The sequence below is a fragment of the Burkholderia lata genome, assembly GCF_000012945.1.
Taxonomy (GTDB): Bacteria; Pseudomonadota; Gammaproteobacteria; order Burkholderiales; family Burkholderiaceae; genus Burkholderia; species Burkholderia lata.
In genome coordinates this window covers 534,345-554,057 of record NC_007510.1, presented here as the reverse complement: position 1 = coordinate 554,057, position 19,713 = coordinate 534,345, and the positions used below count along the sequence as shown (strand labels likewise).

Here is a 19,713-nt window from a genome sequence, read left to right as displayed (position 1 = left end):
CAGTATTTCCGCTATTGTGCCGCGCGCCGGCGCGCTTGAACAATCTGCCATTCGGCCGATCGTACGCCGGTTGCGCGATGGTCGCCGAACGCACACGCGACCGGCGACCAAATAAAAAAAGGCCCCGCGAAGACTGCGGGGCCTTTCGGCTACGAAGCCCGTGGGTGCCTGAACTTAGGCAGCCGCCGGGACAACGATGACCAGATGCTTCTTGTCCGCGCCCTTCGTCGCGAACTTGACGTGACCGTCGACCAGCGCGAACAGGGTGTGATCCTTGCCCATGCCGACGTTCTCGCCTGCGTGCATACGCGTACCGCGCTGACGCACGATGATGCCGCCGGCATTGATTGCCTGGCCGCCGTACACTTTCACGCCGAGACGTTTCGACTCGGAGTCGCGGCCGTTCCGGGAAGAGCCGCCTGCCTTTTTGTGTGCCATCTGATTGCTCCTTTACCGAGGCGCTTACGCGTTGATCGCGTCGATGCGCAGCTCAGTGTAGTTCTGGCGGTGGCCGCCGTGCTTTTGGTAGTGCTTCCGGCGACGCATCTTGAAGATGGTGACCTTGGCATGACGACCGTGCGACACAACGGTGGCCTTGACGGAAGCCCCACTGACCAGCGGCGTACCGAACTTAATCGATTCGCCTTCGCCCACTGCGAGAACCTGGTCGAGCGTGATTTCAGCGTCAATGTCAGCCGGTATCTGTTCTACTTTGAGTTTTTCGCCAACGGCAACTTTGTACTGCTTGCCGCCGGTTTTTATGACCGCGTACATTGAGAACCTCACTCTGGATCCAAATTTTCCGCACACCACGCGCGGAAAACACGTGATTATACATGGGGTTAGCACCGAAGTCAAAACCCATTGACGATTGCCGCGAGCGGGCCTCGGCCAAACGGCCAAACGGCCAAATTCGAGGCTGCGGCACGTGTCACAGACCGGGATATCTCGGATTCGACTTATAATCCGCCGCATCACCCAATTCCATCATCATGTCGTCGTCCACCGCCTCCCCCACCCTCAGCGCCGCCCATCTGCTCGCTCCGATCACCAGTGACATGGAGCAGGTGAATCGCGTTATCCGGCAAAGCCTCGCGTCCGATGTGCTGCTGATCAACCAGATCGCCGAGTACATCATCGGCGCGGGCGGCAAGCGGCTGCGTCCGGCATTGCTGCTGCTCGTCGCCGGCGCACTCGGCGAGACGTCGCACCAGCGGCACGTGCTGGCCGCCGTCGTCGAGTTCATCCACACGGCTACGCTGCTGCATGACGACGTCGTCGACGAATCCGAGCTGCGCCGCGGCCGCCAGACCGCCAATGCGCTGTTCGGCAACGCGGCGAGCGTGCTGGTAGGCGACTACCTCTATTCGCGCTCGTTCGAGATGATGGTCGGCGTCGGCAAGATGCGCGTGATGGAGATCCTGTCCGAAGCGACGACGATCATTTCCGAAGGCGAGGTGCTGCAGCTCCTCAACATGCACGACGCAGACGTCGACGAAACGCGCTACATGCAGGTGATCCGCTACAAGACGGCCAAGCTGTTCGAGGCGTCGGCCCGCCTGGGCGCGGTGCTCGCAGGCGCCGATGCGCCGACCGAGGCTGCCGCCGCCGAATACGGCCGCCGGATCGGCACGGCATTCCAGATCATGGACGACTGGCTCGACTACGCGGGCACCGTCGAGGCGATGGGCAAGAATGCCGGCGACGACCTTCGCGAAGGCAAGCCGACGCTGCCGCTCATCTATCTGATCGAACGCGGCACGCCCGAACAGTCGGCGCTGGCACGCGAGGCGATCGAACAGGGTGGTACCGATCGCTTCGACACGATCTTTGAAGCGATCACGCGCTCGGGCGCACTGGATCACACGCTCGAATGCGCACGCCAGGAAGCGCAGGCGGCGGCGGCTGCGATCGCTGCGTTCCCCGATTCGGTATACAAGGAAAGCCTGCTCGCGTTGTGCTCGTACTCGACGTCGCGGCAGTCGTAAGTAGATGTCGTGCGTCGCGGCCACGGCTGCGACGTACGTTCGACACGGGAAAATCACCTGTCTCGAAAAATTTTCTCTCCAAGGTCTTCCCTTTTTAAAGAAACGTCGTTATAGTTACATTCTTGCTTGACGACGCAGCGGTCTTGAAGAAGACGGCGAAATCGGAAGAGTCCAAATCGGGGTGTAGCTTAGCCTGGTAGAGCGCTACGTTCGGGACGTAGAGGCCGGAGGTTCGAATCCTCTCACCCCGACCAGATTTGTAAAAAACCGTGCACTCCGTGCACGGTTTTTTTTTGCCCGGTCGCCGCAGGCCCCTCGTGTCGCGCACGACACATCGCGGTCGCCGGCCTCTGCTATATTCCTTCCATCCCTGTCCCTCACTGCCCTTCCGACGCGTGGACCAAATTCCCTTATGGGCGCAAATCGGCGCCGTCTTCCTGCTTCTCCTCTGTTCCAGCTTCTTTTCGATTTCCGAGACCGCGATGATGGCGCTCAACCGCCATCGGCTGAAGCATCTCGCCAGCCAGGGCGCACTCGGCGCGAAAACCACGCAAGGCCTGCTCACGCGCACTGACCTGCTGCTCAGCGTGATCCTGATCGGCAACAACCTGTTCAACACGATCATCCCGGTCCTGACGACATCGCTCGCGCTGCATACGTTCGGCCGCAACAACGTCGCGCTGTCGATCGCGACCGGTATCGTCGCGTTCCTGATCATCGTGTTCGCCGAAATCGCGCCGAAGATCGTCGGCGCGACGTTCCCTGAACGCATCGCGCTGCCTGCGAGCCTCGTGATCGCGCCGCTGATGCGCGTGTTCAAGCCGGTCGTCTGGTTCGTCAACGCACTCGCGCACGGCGTGCTGCGCGTGCTGCGCATCAATACGGCGAAGGGTCGCGACCAGCGGATGTCGGCCGACGAGCTGCGCGCGATCGTGCTCGAATCGAGCAGCTTCATGCCGACCAAACACCGCAGCATCCTGCTCAACCTGTTCGACCTCGAGAACATCACGGTCGACGACGTGATGGTGCCGCGCCGCCAGATCGAGTCGCTCAACTTCTACGCACCGCTCGACGACGTCCTGCACCAGCTCGAAACCTGCTATCACAACCGACTCGTCGTCTACGAAGGCGACATCGACAAGGTGCTCGGCGTGCTGCACGTCCGCAAGACGCTGACCGCGCTGCACAACCAGGAGTTCGACCGCGAGACGCTGCGCACGCTGCTCGCCGAACCGTACTACGTGCCGTCCGGCACGCCGGTGGTGCAGCAGCTCCAGTTTTTCCAGGAAACGCGGCAGCGGACCGCGCTCGTCGTCAACGAGTACGGCGAGCTCGAAGGGCTCGTCACGCCCGAAGACATCATCGAGGAGCTGATCGGCGAATTCACCACGTCGATGCCGCGCAGCGAACGCAAGGGCGGCTGGGACGACAACGGCGAATGCATCGTCTCGGCAAGCATGCCGCTGCGCGAACTGAATCGCTGGCTGCACCTGAAGCTGCCGACCGACGGGCCGAAGACGCTGAACGGCCTGGTGCTCGAAATCCTCGAGGAAATTCCGGAAGACGACGTGTGCCTGAAAATCGGTGACGTGATGCTTGAAGTGATGCGCAGCGACGATCAGGCCGTGCGCACCGTCAAGCTCTTCAAGCCGCGCGGCTCGCGCACCGCACGCGTCACCTCCCGCTAGCCGAACGGCTGACTGCCAGCGCCGCCCGCGACGCGCGACCATCTGCTGGTCACGGTCAACAGGCGGCCAGCGTGCCGGCTCACATGCATTTCCCTCCTCCCGGGGCGCCGCTGCGCACGCAGCAGCCGCCCGCTCACTCCGATGTGTCGCCCGCCACCGCATCGCGCGCGCTCGACGCGGCCCAGCTCGACGATGCGCCAGCCGTGCGGCTGCTGACGGACACGCTTCACGCGGCACGCGTGCGCGACGCATCCGACATCCACGTCGAACCATTCGAAGCCGGCTGGCGCATCCGCCTGCGCATCGACGGCGTGCTGCATGAACATGCGCGGCCGCCCCTGCATCTGCGCGACGCGCTCGTCACACGAATCAAGGTGCTCGCGCGCATGGACATCGCCGAGCGGCGGCTCCCGCAGGACGGCAGGCTGCGCATCGCGATCGACGGCGGTACGCGCGGCGACTACCGGGTCAGCTCGCTGCCCACGTTGTTCGGTGAAAAGCTGGTGCTGCGACGGCTCGAAACCATGCCACCCGACCTCACACTCGCACGCCTCGGCTTCGACGCGCAGCAGGCAGCCGCGATGGAGGCCGCGATACGCGCACCGCATGGCCTCGTGCTCGTCACGGGCCCCACCGGCAGCGGCAAGACGCTGTCGCTCTACTGCGCGCTGCAGATGCTCGATCGCGACGCGCACAACGTCTGCACGGTCGAGGATCCCGCCGAGATTCAGCTCGACGGCATCAGCCAGGTCGGTGTCGCCGAAAAAGCGGGGCTCACGTTCGCGACGGCACTGCGCGCGCTACTGCGGCAGGATCCGGACATCATCATGGTCGGCGAGATTCGCGATGCGGAGACAGCCGACGTCGCGATCAAGGCAGCGCAGACCGGCCATCTCGTGCTGTCGACGCTGCACACGAACGACGCGCCGGCCGCCGTCGCGCGGCTGCTCGACATCGGCGTCGCACCGTACAACCTCGCGGCCGCACTGCACCTCGTCACCGCGCAACGCCTCGTCCGGCGGCTGTGCACCGCCTGCCGCATACACTCGGACGCACCGGTGCCTGTCCTGCGCGAAACCGGCTGCGACCCGGCCGCCCTCGCAGCCGGATGGCGGCCGTTCGTCGCGCGAGGCTGTCCGGCCTGCCACGGCATCGGCTATCGCGGCCGTGTCGGCCTGCATCAGACCATGCCGGTATCGCCCGGGCTGGCAGAACGCATCGTCGCACGGGCGAGTGTCGGCGAACTCGCGCAATGCGTGGCGGCCGAAGGCGTGCGCAGTCTGCGCGACGCGGCGCTCGCGCGCGTTCACGACGGCACGACCAGCATCGCGGAAGCCCTCGCCGCGACACCTGCCACATGAGCATGCGCACGCCGCCGCGCGAAACCCGCTTCGCGTGGCGCGGCCGCCGTCGCGACGGCACGTCGCGCCGAGGGAACGTCATCGCATTCGACGCCGCGAGCGCACGTGCCGCGCTCGCACGCGACGGCATCGCCGTGCTGTCGCTCGACGTCCGCGGGCCGGCCCGGGCGCCAACGGCCAGCGCGCGGGACGTCACGCGCTTCACGCGCCAGCTCGCGAGCCTGCTGCAGGCCGGATTGCCGCTCGCGCCGTCGCTCGAGATGCTCGCGCGTACGCGGCCGCACGACGGCCTGCCGCGCATCGCCGCCGGTCTCGCGCGCGAAATCGTCGGCGGCCGGCGCTTCGCCGAGGCACTCGCACGCTATCCATCCCAGTTCGGCACGCTGTATCGCCAGCTGATCGAGGTCGGCGAAGCGTCCGGCTCGCTTGGCATCGTGCTGACACGGCTTGCGGAACACCGCGAGCGCACCGACGCGCAGTGGCGCAAGCTGCGCGCCGCGCTCGCCTATCCTGCGGCCGTCATCCTGTTCGGGCTCGCGATCTCGGCGGCGTTGATGGTGTGGGTCGTGCCGACGTTCCGCCAGATCTTCGACGGTTTTGGCGCCGCACTGCCGGCGCCGACTCGCGCGCTGCTCGCGCTGTCCTCCGCGCTGTCGGCGTGGGGCGGTGTGCTCGCTGCCGGTATGGCAGCAGCCGGGCTGGCTGCACATCACGCGCTGCGGCGGTCGGCGCCGCTGCGCCAAGCTGTCGCGCGGCACCTGCTGCACGCGCCGCTCGCGGGTGGTGCGCTCAGCCGGTACGCAGCCGCACGCTGGTGCCGCTCGCTTGCGACGCTGCTCGGCGCCGGCGTGCCGCTCGCCGACGCCTTTGCCACGCTCGAGCGCACCGCCGGCCATCCTGTGTTCGAGCATGCCACCGCGCACATCGCAGCCCGCGTGCTGCGCGGCGCGCGTCTCGCTGATGCAATGCAGTCGGCCGGTTGCTTTCCGGACGACGTCGTGCAGCCGATCGCCGTCGCCGAGGAGACGGGGGCGCTCGACATGATGCTCGCCGACATCGCCGCGTTGTGCGAACGCCAGCTCGACGCGCGTCTCGACGCACTCGCCGCGCTCGGCGAACCGCTGATCGTGATCGTACTGGGTGCACTCGTCGGCGGCCTCGTGATCGCGATGTACCTGCCCATCCTTCAGCTCGGCAACGTGGTGTAGCATCGCAACCGATTCTGTCGCCTTTTAGTCCGAACCTTGAGCCTCATGACGCCAGCGCCCCTGTCCGCCGTTCCCGATTCGCCCGAGAGCACGCTGCTCGCGCTGGCGATGCTGCCGCCCGCGCTGCAGTATGCGTTCGCGGTCGTCATCGGCCTTTGCATCGGCAGCTTCCTGAATGTGGTCGTGCACCGGCTGCCCGTGATGATGCAGCGCGCGTGGCAGGCCGAGATCGACGAAGCGACCGGCAACGCGAGCGCCCCGCCCGACGACGGCTACCCGCCGCGCTACGATCTGTGGCGCCCGCGCAGCGCCTGCCCGCATTGCGGCCACGTGCTGCGCGCATGGGAAAACATCCCGCTCGTCAGCTACCTGATGCTGCGCGGGCGCTGCCGGCGCTGCGGCCACGCGATCGGCATCCGCTATCCGCTCGTCGAACTCGCGTGCGCGCTGCTCGCCGCCGGCTCGCTCGCGGCATTTGGCCCGACCGTCGCCGCGCTTGCCGCGTTCGCGCTGTGCGCCGCGCTACTCGCGATGAGCGCGATCGATATCCGGACCGGCTACCTGCCCGACTCGATGACGCTGCCGCTCCTCTGGGCCGGGCTCGTGTTGAACCTCGGTGGCACGTTCACATCGCTGCGCTCGGCCGTGATCGGGGCCATGGCCGGCTACCTGTTCCTGTGGTCGATCTACTGGCTGTTCAAATGGCTGCGCGGCATCGAGGGCATTGGTTTCGGCGACCTGAAGCTGCTCGCCGCGCTCGGCGCATGGATGGGCTGGGCCGCATTGCCGCAAGTGGTGCTGTTCGCCGCGGTGACGGGTGCGATCGTCGGGCTCATTGCGACCTGGCGCGGCCGCATGCGCTTCGAGGAGCCGATTCCGTTCGGCCCGTTCCTCGCGGCAGGCGGCGTCGCGACGCTGTTTTTCGGCACCCCTTTCTATTCGGCGCTCGGAGGCTGACATGTTCGCAATCGGACTCACCGGCGGCATCGGCAGCGGCAAGACGACCGTCGCCGACCTGTTCGGCGCCCGCGGCGCGTCGCTGGTCGATACCGATCTGATCGCCCATCGCATTACCGCACCGGGCGGCCTCGCGATGCCCGCGATCGAACAGGCATTCGGTCGCGGCTTCGTTGCCGCCGACGGCTCGCTCGATCGTGCGAAGATGCGCACACTGATCTTCAGCGACGACGCCGCGCTCCGCCGCCTCGAAGCGATCACGCACCCGCTGATCCGCGCGGAGACCGATCGCGAAGCGCGCGAAGCGCCGGGCCCGTACGTGATGTTCGTCGTGCCGCTGCTCGTCGAGTCAGGCAACTGGAAGGCGCGCAGCGATCGCGTGCTCGTCGTCGATTGCCCGGTCGAAACGCAGATTGCACGCGTGATGCGGCGCAACGGCTTCACGCGCGAGCAGGTCGAAGCGATCATCGCGAAACAGGCAACGCGCGAAGCCCGTCTCGCGGCGGCCGACGACGTGATCGTCAACGACGCGACGACACCCGACGCGCTCGCCGCGCAAGTCGATGCATTGCACCAACGCTATCTCGGGTTTGCGGCCGCCGCGCGCTGAACCTCGCGCCCAATCGTGATGGTGTACGAAATTGGCGCGTTGCTAGGGTAGAGAGTGAGCATTAGAATGTCCTGCATTGTTTCAATCCCTACCCAAGAGGCGAGCGCGCTTGATTCTTTACGAGTATCCGTTCAACGAGCGAATTCGCACGCTGTTGCGCCTCGAAGATCTCTTCGAGCGCTTCGCGTTCTTTTTGGCTCAGGAGGACCCGCGTGAACACCACGTCGCGCTGACGACGCTGTTCGAAATCGCCGAGGTAACGGGCCGCGCGGACCTGAAATCGGATCTGATGAAGGAGCTCGAACGTCAACGCCAGACGCTCGCCCCCTTTCGCGGCAATCCGGGCATCGAGCAGAACGCGCTCGAAGCCGTGCTCGGCGAAATCGAGCAGACGCTCGCGAATCTCGCGCAGATGCAGGGCAAGACCGGGCAGCACCTCGTCGACAACGAGTGGCTCGCCAGCATCCGCAGCCGTGCGGTGATCCCCGGCGGCACGTGCAAGTTCGACCTGCCGTCGTACTACGCATGGCAGCAGTGGCCCGCCGAGCAGCGGCGCCAGGACATCGCGAAGTGGATCCTGCCGATGCTGCCGCTGCGCGACGCCGTGACGATCGTGCTACGCCTCGCGCGCGAGTCGGGTCAGGCGTCGAAGGTCATGGCGATGCAGGGCAGCTACCAGCAGATGCTGTCCGGCCGCACGTACCAATTGATGCAGGTGCGCGTACCGCCGGAGCTGCGCGTCATTCCCGAAGCGAGCGCGAACAAATACATGTTGTGGGTACGGTTCACCGTGCAGGACGGCGATGTGCGGCCGCGCGCGGTGGACATCGACGTGCCGTTCCATCTGACACTGTGCAATCTGTAACGGCCGCAGGCCTGATCGCTTTCGTATGACTACCGTTGTGAAATGCCCGTCGTGCGGCGCCGCAGTGCGCTGGACACCCGAAAATCAGTTCCGCCCGTTCTGCTCGGCCCGCTGCAAGCAGCTCGACCTCGGCGCATGGGCCGCGGAAAAGTACCGGATCGGTGGATCCTCCGACGAGGGCCCCTCGTCGGAAGAAGACGGCACGGAAGGCCGTCGAGACAGCTGAGCGGCGCGCGGCGCCGCCCGCTGGTGATATGGCCCGCCTTTCCGGTGGGCCATCTTGACGTCAGTCCGACGCGGCTTCCTTCTCGAGCAGTTCGAGCACCGGCAGCGCGGCCGGCAGCAGCGGCGCGACCGCAACCGGCAGTTGTTGCCACACGAACGCCTGCCCTTCCTTGCTGTGCGGCTCGCCCGTCCAGCCCGTCACCTTGCAGAAGTACAGCCGCACGTACGCATGCGGATAATCGTGCTCGAGCGTGTGCCAGCGATGGCTGGCCGTGACTTCGATACCGAGCTCCTCGTGCAGTTCGCGCGCAAGCGCGTCCTCGACGCTTTCGCCGGCCTCCAGCTTGCCGCCCGGAAATTCCCAGTAGCCTTCATACGGCTTGCCTTGCAGCCGCTGCGCGAGCAGGTAGCTACCGTCCGGCTGCACCATCACGCCGACCGCGACTTCCGTCACCTTGCGGCCATCGGGTGCGCGCACCGCGCCTTGTGCGAGATCCGCGCTCATGCCTGCTCCTTGCGGCCCGACCAGTCACGCGCAAACTGCCACGCGACGCGCCCCGACCGCGAGCCGCGCTCGAGCGCCCATACAAGCGCGTCGCCGCGTGCGGATTCGATCTCCGCATCCGGACAGCCGAAATGACGCAGCCAGTGCCCGACGATGTCGAGGTAGTCGTCCTGCTTGAACGGATAGAAGCTGACCCAGAGACCGAAGCGCTCCGACAGCGAGATCTTTTCCTCGACGACTTCGCCGGGGTGAATCTCGCCATCCGGGAGATGCTTGTACGTCTCGTTGTCGCTCATGTACTCGGGCAGCAGATGGCGGCGGTTCGACGTCGCATAGATCAGCACGTTGTCCGATTGCGCGGCGATCGAGCCGTCGAGCGCAACCTTCAGCGCCTTGTAGCCCGACTCGCCCTCCTCGAACGACAGGTCGTCGCAGAACACGATGAAGCGCTCGGGACGCTGAGAGATCAGGTCGACGATGTCGCCGAGATCATGCAGGTCGTCCTTGTCGACTTCGATCAGGCGCAGGCCGTCCTGCGCATACGCGTTCAGGCACGCCTTGATCAGCGACGACTTGCCGGTACCGCGCGCGCCGGTCAGCAGCACGTTGTTGGCCGGCTTCTGCTGCACGAACTGCCGCGTGTTCTGTTCGATCAGCCCTTTCTGGCGATCGATGTTGTGCAGATCGTCGAGCGTGATCGACGAAACGGCCGGCACCGGCTGCAGATAGCCGCGCCCCTGGCGCTTGCGCCAGCGGAACGCGTGGGCGGCATTCCAGTCGACCGATGCCGGCGCGGGCGGCAGCATCCCCTCGAGACGGCCGAGCAGTGCTTCGGCGCGCGTCAGAAACTGTTCAAGCTTGTCCATGTCGTCCGGGCACTCCCGATCAGGAGCGGTAATCCGCGTTGATGCTCACGTAGTCGTGCGACAGGTCGCACGTCCAGATGGTCGCCTGCGCGTCGCCGCGGCCGAGCTGCACGCGGATCGTGATTTCGCTTTGCTTCATCACGCGCTGGCCGTCCTCTTCCTGGTAGGCCGGGTTGCGGCCGCCCGCCTTCGCGACGAGCACGTCGTCGAGATAGAGGTCGATCTTGTCGACGTCGAGATCCGCGACGCCCGCATAGCCGATCGCCGCGAGAATCCGGCCGAGGTTGGGGTCGGATGCGTAGAAGGCCGTCTTCACGAGCGGCGAATGGCCGATCGCGTAAGCGATCTGGCGGCATTCCGCGACACTCTTGCCGCCTTCGACCTGCACCGTCATGAATTTCGTCGCGCCTTCGCCATCGCGCACGATCAGTTGCGACAGCACCTGCGCGACTTCCGTCACCGCATCGCGCAGCGCCGCATAGGCCGGCGAATCGGTCGACGTGATCGCCGGCAGCGTGCTCTTGCCCGACGCGATCAGGATGAACGAGTCGTTCGTCGACGTATCGCCGTCGATCGTGATGCAGTTGAACGAGCGGTCGGCCACTTCCTTCACGAGCGTGTCGAGCACCGGCTGTGCGACGTTCGCGTCGAATGCGAGGAAGCCGAGCATCGTCGCCATGTTCGGCTTGATCATGCCCGCGCCCTTGCTGATGCCCGTCAGCGTGACCGTGTGGCCGTCGATCGTCACCTGGCGCGACGTGGCCTTCGGCAGCGTGTCCGTCGTCATGATCGCCTGCGCGGCATCAAACCAGTTCGCGGCCTTGCGGTTCGCGAGCGCAGCCGGCAGCCCGGCCTTCAGGCGATCGATCGGCAGCGGCTCGAGGATCACGCCGGTCGAGAACGGCAGCACCTGCGCCGGCTCGATGCCCGCGAGGCGAGCGAGTTCCGCGCAGGTTTCGCGTGCGTTCACGAGGCCCGGCTCGCCGGTGCCCGCGTTCGCATTGCCCGTATTCACGACGAGCGCGCGAATGCCCGCGCCGCCTGCGCGTACCTTCGCCAGGTGCTCGCGGCAGACGATGACCGGCGCTGCGCAGAAACGGTTTTCGGTGAATACGCCCGCGACCGTCGCGCTTTCGTCGACGGAGATGACCAGCACGTCCTTGCGATTCGGCTTGCGGATGTTCGCTTCCGCCCAGCCGAGCGTGACGCCGGCGACGGGATGCAGTTGGGCGGGATCGATCGACGGAAAATTGACAGCCATGGGGCACACCTGCCGGATGGAAAATGCCGGCATGCGCCGGCATCGATTGGAAGAACCGGCGGCCGCACGCGCGGGCCGCCGCAACTCACATTACTCACTCGAAGCTGCAAACGAAGCGGCACGCGTGACGCGCGCCGCCGTCGATCATGACAGCTTCCCGTGACACTGCTTGTACTTCTTGCCGCTGCCGCACGGGCACGGGTCGTTGCGACCGACCTTCGGCATTTCGCCGCCGGGGCCGCTGTGCGTCATCGCGCTGCCGACCATGTCGGCCGTCGCGGTGGCCGCCGCGGCAACCGCGACGTTCGCCACCGGCGCACCGGCTTCCGCGTAATCGGCGTGCTGGTACTCGACGTTCTCGAGATGACCGCCACGCTCCTCGATCTGCTCGGCGGCTTGCTCGAGCTGTTCCGGCGACTGGATCTGCACGTTCATCACGACGCGCGTGACTTCCTGCTTGATCGCCTCGAGCATCGCGGCGAACAGCTCGAACGCTTCGCGCTTGTATTCCTGCTTCGGATTCTTCTGCGCATAGCCGCGCAGGTGGATGCCCTGGCGCAGGTGGTCGAGCGCCGCGAGGTGCTCGCGCCACAGGCGGTCGACCGTCTGCAGCATTACCGAGCGCTCGAACGCGCTGAACGATTCGCGGCCGACCATCGCGACCTTCGCCTCGTACTGCTCGTCGGCGGCCGTCATCACCGCGTCGAGGATCTCCTCGGCCGTGATCGACGACGACTCGTTCACCATTTCCTGGATCGCGAGGTCGAGCTGCCAGTCGTTGCGCAGCGCTTCCTCGAGCTCGGGCACGTCCCACTGCTCTTCGATGCTGCCTTCCGGCACGAACTGGCGGACGACTTCGGTCACGACGCCATGACGCATCGCGGTGATCGTCTCGGTGATGTCGTGCGCTTCGAGCAGCTCGTTACGCTGCTGGTAGATCACCTTGCGCTGGTCGTTCGACACGTCGTCGTATTCGAGCAGCTGCTTGCGGATGTCGAAGTTGCGCGCTTCGACCTTGCGCTGCGCGGATTCGATCGAGCGCGTGACGATGCCGGCCTCGATCGCCTCGCCTTCCGGCATCTTCAGGCGGTCCATGATCGAACGCACGCGGTCGCCCGCGAAGATACGCAGAAGCGGATCGTCGAGCGACAGGTAGAAGCGCGACGAGCCCGGATCGCCCTGGCGGCCCGCACGGCCGCGCAGCTGGTTGTCGATCCGGCGCGATTCATGGCGCTCGGTACCGATGATGTGCAGGCCGCCCGCGGCCTTCACCTGCTCGTGCAGCGTTTCCCACTCGTCGTGCAGTTGCTGGATGCGGCGCGCCTTTTCGTCGGCGGGAATTGCTTCGTCGGCTTCGATGAACGCGGCCTGCTTCTCGGCATTGCCACCGAGCACGATGTCGGTACCGCGACCGGCCATGTTGGTTGCGATCGTGACGCGCTTCGGACGGCCGGCTTCCGCGACGATCGCGGCTTCGCGCTCGTGCTGCTTCGCGTTCAGCACCTCATGCGGCAACCCGGCCTGCTTCAGCAGGTGCGACAGCAGCTCGGAGTTCTCGATCGACGTCGTGCCGACCAGCACCGGCTGGCCACGCTCGTAGCAGTCGCGAATGTCGCGGATCACCGCGTCATAGCGCTCCTTGGCCGTCTTGTAGATCTGGTCCTGCTTGTCGATCCGCTTCGGCGGACGGTTGGTCGGGATCACGACCGTCTCGAGGCCGTAGATCTCGTTGAATTCGTACGCTTCGGTGTCGGCGGTACCGGTCATGCCGGCCAGCTTCGCGTACATCCGGAAGTAGTTCTGGAACGTGATCGACGCGAGCGTCTGGTTCTCGCTCTGGATCTTCACGTGCTCCTTCGCCTCGACCGCCTGGTGCAGGCCGTCGGACCAGCGGCGGCCGGCCATCAGGCGGCCCGTGAATTCGTCGACGATGACCACTTCGCCGTTCTGCACGACGTAGTGCTGATCCTTGTGGAACAGCGTGTGTGCGCGCAGTGCCGCGTACACGTGGTGCATCAGCGTGATGTTCTGCGGCGCGTACAGGCTCTCGCCCTCGCCGATCAGGCCCCATTCAGCGAGCAGGCGCTCGGCCTTTTCGTGGCCCGATTCCGTCAGGAACACCTGGCGTGCCTTCTCGTCGAGCGTGTAGTCGCCCGGCTTCTCGACGCCCGTGCCGTCGGCCTTCTCTTCACCGATCTGGCGCTCGAGCAGCGGCGGCAGTGCGTTCATCCGCACGTACAGCTCGGTGTGATCCTCGGCCTGGCCCGAAATGATCAGCGGCGTGCGTGCCTCGTCGATCAGGATCGAGTCCACTTCGTCGACGACCGCGAAGTTCAGTGCCCGCTGCACGCGCGCGTCGGTCTCGTAGACCATGTTGTCGCGCAGGTAGTCGAAGCCGAATTCGTTGTTCGTGCCGTACGTGATGTCCGCCGCGTAGGCCTGCTGCTTCTGGTCGTGCTCCATGCCGGACAGGTTGATGCCGACCGACAGACCGAGGAAGTTGTAGAGGCGCGCCATCCATTCGGCGTCGCGCTGCGCGAGGTAATCGTTGACGGTCACCACGTGCACGCCGCGGCCTGCCAGCGCGTTCAGGTACACGGGCAGCGTCGCGACGAGCGTCTTGCCCTCGCCGGTGCGCATTTCCGCGATCTTGCCGTAGTGGAGCACCATGCCGCCGATCATCTGCACGTCGAAGTGCCGCATCTTCAGCACGCGACGGCTGGCCTCGCGACACACCGCGAAAGCCTCGGGCAGCAGCTTGTCGAGCGACTCGCCGGCCGCGACCCGCTGGCGGAATTCGTCCGTCTTGCCGCGCAACTGGTCGTCCGTCAGCTTCTCGATCTGCGTTTCGAGCGCATTGATCGTCGTGACGGTCTTTTGGTATTGCTTGACGAGCCGCTGGTTGCGGCTGCCAAAAATTTTCTGGAGAAAACCGGTTGTCATCGGATCGGATCCTGCGTCGCAGCACCGGCGCCCGGCGCGTGTTGCGCGCCCCGACGCCCGAGCCTCGGCGGCTTAGCGAATTAGTGGACTCAAACGAGGAATTTTAGCACGCGGGGAAGCATGCGCCCGTGTCTCGGGCGGACTGGCACTACGCGCCGACGGCCGGGCCAACGGGGCGAAAGCCGCCCGTGCACGGGCCCGCGCGGGTACAATCGGCGTCAATGTCTGCGCGCGTGCGCGCCCGAAGAATGTCTCGATGAACCGATTTTCCAAGCGTTTCGGCCCGCTCGCCCCGTATCGCCCGCAACCCGTGTCCGAAGTGCTCAGCCGCACCGACGCGTTTGCGGCGCTGCGCGCCGGCGTCGAGCAAATCGCGTCGCTGCAGCGCGATCTTGCCGCACTCCTGCCCGACTACCTGGCGAACCACGTCGAGCCCGGCTTCGTGAAAGACGGCACCCTGACCCTCTTTGCCGCGCACAACGCATTGGCCGCTCGGCTGCGACAGGTCGAACCACGGTTGCTCGGCGATCTGCAGAAGCGCGGCTGGCCGGTCTCGACGCTGCGCGTGCGCGTGCGCCCGAAGGATGCGCCGGAGCCTCCGCACGTGAAACAGGCGCGCATGACGTCGGTCGGCGCAGCCGCGTTGCGCGACCTGGCCGACCATCTCGAACCGTCGCCGCTGCAGGACGCGCTCGCGCGGATGGCGGCCCGGCATGGCGCGAAGCCGCGCTGACGGTGCGCGCCGTCGGCAGCGCCAGCGCCCGGCCAATAAAAAAAGCAGCCCGAAGGCTGCTTTTTTTATTGCTTGCGCGGAACGCCGGTCAGGCGAAGGCCGTCTGCATGTCGAACGCGAAGCCCTTCGGGGCGGCTTGCGGATCGTCGAACGTGACGATCTCGTACGCATCTTCGTTCGCGAGCAGTTCGCGCAGCAGCGCGTTGTTCAGCCCGTGGCCCGACTTGTACGCCGTGTACGACGCCAGCAGCGGATGGCCGATCACGTACAGGTCGCCGATCGCGTCGAGCATCTTGTGCTTTACGAACTCGTCGTCATAGCGCAGCCCGTCGTTGTTCAGGATGCGGTACTCGTCGAGCACGATTGCGTTTTCCATGCTGCCGCCACGGGCGAGACCCATCTCGCGCAGCATCTCGGCCTCGTGTGCGAAGCCGAACGTGCGTGCACGCGCGATCTCGCGCACGTACGACGTATTCGCGAAATCGACCTCGAGTTCCTGACCGGTCTTGTCGACGGCCGGATGACGGAAGTCGATCGAGAATTTCAGCTTGAAACCGAAGTACGGATCGAGACGCGCGAACTTGTCACCATCGCGGATTTCGACCGTCTTCTTCACCTTGACGAAGCGCTTCGGCGCGTTCTGCTCCTCGATCCCGGCAGACTGGATCAGGAACACGAAGGTCGCTGCGCTGCCGTCCATGATCGGGATTTCCTCGGCCGTCACGTCGACATAGAGGTTGTCGATGCCGAGGCCGGCACACGCCGACATCAGGTGCTCGACGGTCGACACGCGCACGCCATCCTTCTGCAGCACCGACGCGAGCCGCGTATCGCCGATCGACGTCGCCGCGGCGGGAATGTCGACGGGCGTGGGAAGGTCGACGCGCGAGAAGACGATGCCCGTGCCCGGCGCAGCAGGACGGAGCGTCAGCTCGATCTTGCGGCCCGAGTGGACACCGATACCCACGGTCTTCACGATGGACTTGATGGTGCGCTGCTTCAGCATGATGTTCTTCGTCGTGATTGAAGATATCAATCAGGAGTTATATTCGATAGGGGAGATTATAGCGTAATTCCCTATTCAGCGTCGTTTGAAACTGCGTATCAATCTGTTTCGACTGTTTACCCGCGCCGATACGGGACGGGCCGATGCCCGGAACGGAGGCGTTTCCGGTCATCAGCCCGTGTTACAACTGCCCTGAGGCCGGTGAGCAGCGTTGCCGGAAGGCAACGGCGCACCGCACGATCAGGACGTCAACGTCGCGAGAACACTCGCCGCATCGCTCACTTCGAATTTGCCCGGCGCCTCGACGGCCAGCGTCTTGACCACACCGCCGTCAATCACCATCGCGTAGCGCAGGGAACGAATTCCCATGCCACGCGCGGACAAATCCTGCGTCAGCCCCAGCGCATGAGTGAAAGCCGCGCTGCCGTCCGCCATCATGCGCACCTTGCCCGCGGTGTGCAGATCACGTCCCCATGCGCCCATCACGAATGCGTCGTTGACGGACACGCACCAGATCTCGTCGATACCCGCCGCGCGCAATTGCTCGGCGTGTTCGACGTAGCCCGGCACATGCTGCGCCGAGCAGGTCGGCGTGAAAGCGCCCGGCAATCCGAAGATCACCACCCGCTTTCCCGCAACCTGGTCGCGCACGCTGTAGGCGTTCGGCCCCAGCGTGCACCCTTCGCGCGCGTCGTCGATGTACTCGAACAATTGCGCGTCGGGCAGCGCGTCGCCCACTTGAATCATGGCTGGTCCCTCATAGCGATACGGTTTTTCAGCGTGTCGCGGACAGCACGGTCCATTCCGCCCCGCTTGAGCGGAGAGGGCACGTTTCCCGGCCCGGCGTCGCAGCCGACGCGGCCTGTCGTGGTCCGTAGCATCCGTCACGCCGGCGATACCGCGGCAGATTCGCCGCGGCTTCGCCTGTGTTTGCGTCAGTCAGCCTGCTTGCGCAGGAAAGCCGGGATGTCGTACGTGTCGACACCCTTCTCCTGCAGCGCCTGCACGTGCGATGCCGCGGTCTCGCGCGAATTGCGCCACACCGCCGGCGTATCGAGCGCGCCGTAGTCGGCCGTGCTGACGTGATGCGTCGGTGCGTAGCCGTGCGAAACCGCGCTGACCGGCTGGTTGTCCGTACCCGTGCGTAGCAGCGTCATCGGTGCCGATTGCTGCTTCTTCGCCGCACGGCCCAGACCCGTCGCCACGACCGTCACGCGCAGTGCATCGCCCATCGCGTCGTCGTACACCGCACCGAAGATCACCGTTGCATCTTCTGCCGCGTAGCTCTTGATCGTGTTCATCACTTCGCGCGTTTCCGACAGGCGCAGCGAACGGCTCGACGTGATGTTGACCAGCACGCCGCGCGCGCCCGACAGATCGACGCCTTCGAGCAGCGGGCTCGCCACGGCCTGTTCTGCCGCGAGGCGTGCGCGATCGACGCCGGCAACCGTCGCCGTGCCCATCATCGCCTTGCCCTGCTCGCCCATCACCGTCTTCACGTCTTCGAAGTCGACGTTCACGAGGCCATCGACATTGATGATTTCAGCGATGCCTGCGACCGCGTTGTTCAACACGTCGTCCGCGCACTGGAAGCACTTGTCCATCTCGGCGTCGTCGCCCATCACGTCGAACAGCTTGTCGTTCAGAACGACGATCAGCGAGTCGACGTGATCCTCCAGTTGCTGCGAACCGGCTTCAGCGACGCGCATGCGCTTGCCGCCTTCGAACTCGAACGGCTTGCTGACGACACCCACCGTCAGGATGCCCATCTCCTTCGCGATCTGCGCGACTACCGGTGCCGCGCCCGTGCCCGTGCCACCGCCCATGCCGGCCGTGATGAACACCATGTGCGCGCCGCGCAGTGCGTCGGCGATGCGCTCACGCGCTTCTTCCGCTGCCGCACGGCCCATTTCCGGCTTCGCGCCGGCGCCCAGACCCGTGTTGCCGAGCTGGATCACCGACGATGCGCGCGAACGCGACAGCGCCTGCGCATCCGTGTTCATCACGATGAAGTCGACGCCCTGCACGCCGCGGTTGATCATGTGCTGGACGGCATTGCCGCCAGCGCCGCCAACGCCGACCACCTTGATGATGGTGCCGTTGGTTTCGGTTTCCAGCATTTCGAATTCCATTGTTGCCTCCGTCAAGAGAATTACTGCTACTCGGCCGTTATTCGGCAGGAGATCGGGCAACCCCCTGTCGCGCGCCAGCCGCCGGCACCAGCGCGAATTTCGATTCGGTTCGTCAGAAGTTGCTCAGGAACCATTCCTTCATCCGCGAGAACACCTGCCCCGCGTTGCCGGACTGCACGGCGACCTTGCGGCCGCGCATGCGCTGAGCACTGCCTTCGACGAGCAGCCCCATCGCCGTCGAATAGCGCGGATTGCGCACGACGTCGGAAAGGCCGCCTGCATACTCCGGCGCGCCGATGCGCACCGGTTTCAGGAAAATGTCTTCGCCGAGCTCGACCATGCCGGGCATCATCGACGCCCCGCCGGTAATGACCACGCCGGAGCTCAGCAGTTCTTCGTAACCCGATTCGCGCACGACCTGCTGCACGAGCGAGAACAGTTCCTCGACGCGCGGCTCGATCACGGCTGCGAGCGCCTGGCGCGACAGCGTGCGCGGACCGCGTTCGCCGAGGCCCGGCACTTCCACCATTTCGTCCGGATCGGCGAGCGCCTGCTTCGCGATCCCGTAGCCGACCTTGATGTCTTCCGCATCCGGCGTCGGCGTGCGCAGCGCCATCGCGATGTCGCTCGTGATCTGGTCGCCGGCGATCGGAATCACCGCGGTGTGGCGGATCGCGCCTTCGGCGAAGATCGCGATGTCCGTCGTGCCGCCGCCGATGTCGACCAGCACCACGCCGAGATCCTTCTCGTCTTCCGTCAGCACGGCCAGCGACGACGCGAGCGGCTGCAGGATCAGGTCGTTCACTTCGAGCCCGCAGCGGCGCACGCACTTGACGATGTTCTGCGCGGCACTCACCGCGCCCGTCACGATGTGCACCTTCACTTCCAGCCGGATGCCGCTCATGCCGATCGGCTCGCGCACGTCTTCCTGGCCGTCGATGATGAATTCCTGCGTGAGGATGTGCAGCACCTGCTGATCGGTCGGGATGTTGATCGCCTTCGCGGTCTCGATCACGCGCGCGACGTCGGTCTGCGTGACTTCCTTGTCCTTGATCGCGACCATCCCGCTCGAGTTGAAGCTGCGGATGTGGCTGCCGGCGATCCCCGTGAACACGTTGGTGATCTTGCAGTCGGCCATCAGCTCGGCTTCCTCGAGCGCGCGCTGGATCGACTGCACGGTGGCCTCGATGTTGACCACCACACCTTTCTTCAGACCCTTCGACTCGCTCTGGCCGAGACCGATCACCTCGTAGTGGCCTTCGCCCTTCAGCTCGGCGACGATGGCCACCACCTTCGACGTGCCGATGTCGAGGGAAACCAGCAGATCCTTGTAGTCTTTGCTCATAAAGTGCTCTTGCGTGTGAT

Annotated in this window: 19 protein-coding genes and 1 tRNA gene; 10 read left to right on the top strand and 10 right to left on the bottom strand. The window is 65.5% G+C overall.

The genetic code is table 11. The features are described 5' to 3' along the window. Positions 1-174: 174 nt before the first annotated feature. Positions 175-438, bottom strand: a complete 264-nt coding sequence (gene rpmA, locus BCEP18194_RS08445) for a 50S ribosomal protein L27 (protein ID WP_006476999.1) — start codon at positions 436-438, stop codon at positions 175-177. Between the two features lie 24 nt (positions 439-462). Further along, positions 463-774, bottom strand: a complete 312-nt coding sequence (rplU, locus tag BCEP18194_RS08440) for a 50S ribosomal protein L21 (RefSeq protein WP_006025184.1) — start codon at positions 772-774, stop codon at positions 463-465. Between the two features lie 218 nt (positions 775-992). Between rplU and BCEP18194_RS08435 the strand changes: the two genes are divergently transcribed. From BCEP18194_RS08435 to BCEP18194_RS39350, 9 genes are all read left to right on the top strand, one after another. Continuing rightward, the gene (locus tag BCEP18194_RS08435; RefSeq protein ID WP_011350858.1) at positions 993-1,988 is read left to right on the top strand and encodes a polyprenyl synthetase family protein; all 996 of its coding nucleotides are present in this window, start codon (positions 993-995) and stop codon (positions 1,986-1,988) included. A gap of 177 nt (positions 1,989-2,165) precedes the next feature. Next, positions 2,166-2,242 (top strand) — tRNA-Pro (locus BCEP18194_RS08430). Positions 2,243-2,383: 141 nt separating this feature from the next. After that, a complete protein-coding gene (locus BCEP18194_RS08425; protein WP_011350857.1) occupies positions 2,384-3,676 on the top strand; it encodes an HlyC/CorC family transporter in 1,293 nt (430 codons plus the stop codon). Between the two features lie 83 nt (positions 3,677-3,759). After that, the gene (locus tag BCEP18194_RS08420; protein WP_011350856.1) at positions 3,760-5,037 is read left to right on the top strand and encodes a GspE/PulE family protein; all 1,278 of its coding nucleotides are present in this window, start codon (positions 3,760-3,762) and stop codon (positions 5,035-5,037) included. Further along, complete coding sequence (locus tag BCEP18194_RS08415) at positions 5,034-6,245, top strand: type II secretion system F family protein (RefSeq protein ID WP_011350855.1); 1,212 nt, start codon at positions 5,034-5,036, stop codon at positions 6,243-6,245. The genes BCEP18194_RS08420 and BCEP18194_RS08415 overlap by 4 nt, the downstream gene beginning before the upstream one ends. 45 nt (positions 6,246-6,290) lie before the next feature. Continuing rightward, positions 6,291-7,202, top strand: a complete 912-nt coding sequence (locus BCEP18194_RS08410) for a prepilin peptidase (protein WP_011350854.1) — start codon at positions 6,291-6,293, stop codon at positions 7,200-7,202. 1 nt (position 7,203) lies between these two features. Continuing rightward, positions 7,204-7,812, top strand: coding sequence for a dephospho-CoA kinase (gene coaE / locus BCEP18194_RS08405; RefSeq protein ID WP_011350853.1), 609 nt, complete (start codon positions 7,204-7,206; stop codon positions 7,810-7,812). Positions 7,813-7,921: 109 nt separating this feature from the next. After that, positions 7,922-8,677, top strand: coding sequence for a cell division protein ZapD (gene zapD / locus BCEP18194_RS08400; protein ID WP_011350852.1), 756 nt, complete (start codon positions 7,922-7,924; stop codon positions 8,675-8,677). Positions 8,678-8,702: 25 nt separating this feature from the next. Beyond that, complete coding sequence (locus tag BCEP18194_RS39350) at positions 8,703-8,903, top strand: DNA gyrase inhibitor YacG (protein WP_011350851.1); 201 nt, start codon at positions 8,703-8,705, stop codon at positions 8,901-8,903. Between the two features lie 60 nt (positions 8,904-8,963). Here the strand turns inward: BCEP18194_RS39350 and BCEP18194_RS08395 are convergent, their stop codons facing one another. The 4 genes from BCEP18194_RS08395 to secA form a co-directional block, all read right to left on the bottom strand. Then, positions 8,964-9,407: an NUDIX domain-containing protein gene (locus BCEP18194_RS08395; RefSeq protein WP_011350850.1), complete on the bottom strand. Its 444-nt coding sequence runs from the start codon at positions 9,405-9,407 to the stop codon at positions 8,964-8,966. Next, positions 9,404-10,273 (bottom strand): ATP-binding protein, encoded by an 870-nt coding sequence (locus tag BCEP18194_RS08390; protein WP_011350849.1) that lies wholly within the window; start codon positions 10,271-10,273, stop codon positions 9,404-9,406. Before BCEP18194_RS08390 ends, BCEP18194_RS08395 begins: the two co-directional genes overlap by 4 nt. A 19-nt stretch (positions 10,274-10,292) precedes the next feature. Next, the gene (gene argJ, locus BCEP18194_RS08385) at positions 10,293-11,534 is read right to left on the bottom strand and encodes a bifunctional glutamate N-acetyltransferase/amino-acid acetyltransferase ArgJ (protein ID WP_011350848.1); all 1,242 of its coding nucleotides are present in this window, start codon (positions 11,532-11,534) and stop codon (positions 10,293-10,295) included. A gap of 144 nt (positions 11,535-11,678) precedes the next feature. Beyond that, positions 11,679-14,477, bottom strand: coding sequence for a preprotein translocase subunit SecA (gene secA, locus BCEP18194_RS08380; protein WP_011350847.1), 2,799 nt, complete (start codon positions 14,475-14,477; stop codon positions 11,679-11,681). A 256-nt stretch (positions 14,478-14,733) separates the two neighbouring features. Between secA and BCEP18194_RS08375 the strand changes: the two genes are divergently transcribed. Beyond that, positions 14,734-15,210 carry a DUF721 domain-containing protein gene (locus tag BCEP18194_RS08375; RefSeq protein WP_011350846.1) on the top strand — a complete coding sequence of 159 codons (477 nt, stop codon included), beginning with the start codon at positions 14,734-14,736 and terminating at the stop codon, positions 15,208-15,210. Positions 15,211-15,298: 88 nt separating this feature from the next. Here the strand turns inward: BCEP18194_RS08375 and lpxC are convergent, their stop codons facing one another. The 4 genes from lpxC to ftsA form a co-directional block, all read right to left on the bottom strand. Further along, positions 15,299-16,216 (bottom strand): UDP-3-O-acyl-N-acetylglucosamine deacetylase, encoded by a 918-nt coding sequence (gene lpxC / locus BCEP18194_RS08370; RefSeq protein WP_011350845.1) that lies wholly within the window; start codon positions 16,214-16,216, stop codon positions 15,299-15,301. A gap of 240 nt (positions 16,217-16,456) precedes the next feature. After that, entirely contained in the window at positions 16,457-16,963 is a 507-nt protein-coding gene (locus tag BCEP18194_RS08360) for a peroxiredoxin (RefSeq protein ID WP_011350844.1), read from the bottom strand. A 188-nt stretch (positions 16,964-17,151) separates the two neighbouring features. Beyond that, a complete protein-coding gene (gene ftsZ, locus BCEP18194_RS08355; protein WP_011350843.1) occupies positions 17,152-18,348 on the bottom strand; it encodes a cell division protein FtsZ in 1,197 nt (398 codons plus the stop codon). A gap of 112 nt (positions 18,349-18,460) precedes the next feature. Continuing rightward, positions 18,461-19,693 carry a cell division protein FtsA gene (gene ftsA / locus BCEP18194_RS08350; RefSeq protein WP_006487138.1) on the bottom strand — a complete coding sequence of 411 codons (1,233 nt, stop codon included), beginning with the start codon at positions 19,691-19,693 and terminating at the stop codon, positions 18,461-18,463. Positions 19,694-19,713: the final 20 nt, after the last annotated feature.

What these genes read in the sequence shown, in the direction of transcription:
- lpxC (WP_011350845.1), bottom strand. Translation starts at nt 16,216, where the DNA reads ATGCTGAAGCAGCGCACCATCAAGTCCATCGTGAAGACCGTGGGTATC.
- BCEP18194_RS08435 (WP_011350858.1), top strand. Translation starts at nt 993, where the DNA reads ATGTCGTCGTCCACCGCCTCCCCCACCCTCAGCGCCGCCCATCTGCTC.
- BCEP18194_RS08395 (WP_011350850.1), bottom strand. Translation starts at nt 9,407, where the DNA reads ATGAGCGCGGATCTCGCACAAGGCGCGGTGCGCGCACCCGATGGCCGC.
- BCEP18194_RS08410 (WP_011350854.1), top strand. Translation starts at nt 6,291, where the DNA reads ATGACGCCAGCGCCCCTGTCCGCCGTTCCCGATTCGCCCGAGAGCACG.
- rpmA (WP_006476999.1), bottom strand. Translation starts at nt 438, where the DNA reads ATGGCACACAAAAAGGCAGGCGGCTCTTCCCGGAACGGCCGCGACTCC.
- BCEP18194_RS08360 (WP_011350844.1), bottom strand. Translation starts at nt 16,963, where the DNA reads ATGATTCAAGTGGGCGACGCGCTGCCCGACGCGCAATTGTTCGAGTAC.
- BCEP18194_RS39350 (WP_011350851.1), top strand. Translation starts at nt 8,703, where the DNA reads ATGACTACCGTTGTGAAATGCCCGTCGTGCGGCGCCGCAGTGCGCTGG.
- BCEP18194_RS08390 (WP_011350849.1), bottom strand. Translation starts at nt 10,273, where the DNA reads ATGGACAAGCTTGAACAGTTTCTGACGCGCGCCGAAGCACTGCTCGGC.
- ftsA (WP_006487138.1), bottom strand. Translation starts at nt 19,693, where the DNA reads ATGAGCAAAGACTACAAGGATCTGCTGGTTTCCCTCGACATCGGCACG.
- BCEP18194_RS08415 (WP_011350855.1), top strand. Translation starts at nt 5,034, where the DNA reads ATGAGCATGCGCACGCCGCCGCGCGAAACCCGCTTCGCGTGGCGCGGC.
- secA (WP_011350847.1), bottom strand. Translation starts at nt 14,477, where the DNA reads ATGACAACCGGTTTTCTCCAGAAAATTTTTGGCAGCCGCAACCAGCGG.
- argJ (WP_011350848.1), bottom strand. Translation starts at nt 11,534, where the DNA reads ATGGCTGTCAATTTTCCGTCGATCGATCCCGCCCAACTGCATCCCGTC.
- BCEP18194_RS08420 (WP_011350856.1), top strand. Translation starts at nt 3,760, where the DNA reads ATGCATTTCCCTCCTCCCGGGGCGCCGCTGCGCACGCAGCAGCCGCCC.
- rplU (WP_006025184.1), bottom strand. Translation starts at nt 774, where the DNA reads ATGTACGCGGTCATAAAAACCGGCGGCAAGCAGTACAAAGTTGCCGTT.
- ftsZ (WP_011350843.1), bottom strand. Translation starts at nt 18,348, where the DNA reads ATGGAATTCGAAATGCTGGAAACCGAAACCAACGGCACCATCATCAAG.
- coaE (WP_011350853.1), top strand. Translation starts at nt 7,204, where the DNA reads ATGTTCGCAATCGGACTCACCGGCGGCATCGGCAGCGGCAAGACGACC.
- BCEP18194_RS08375 (WP_011350846.1), top strand. Translation starts at nt 14,734, where the DNA reads ATGAACCGATTTTCCAAGCGTTTCGGCCCGCTCGCCCCGTATCGCCCG.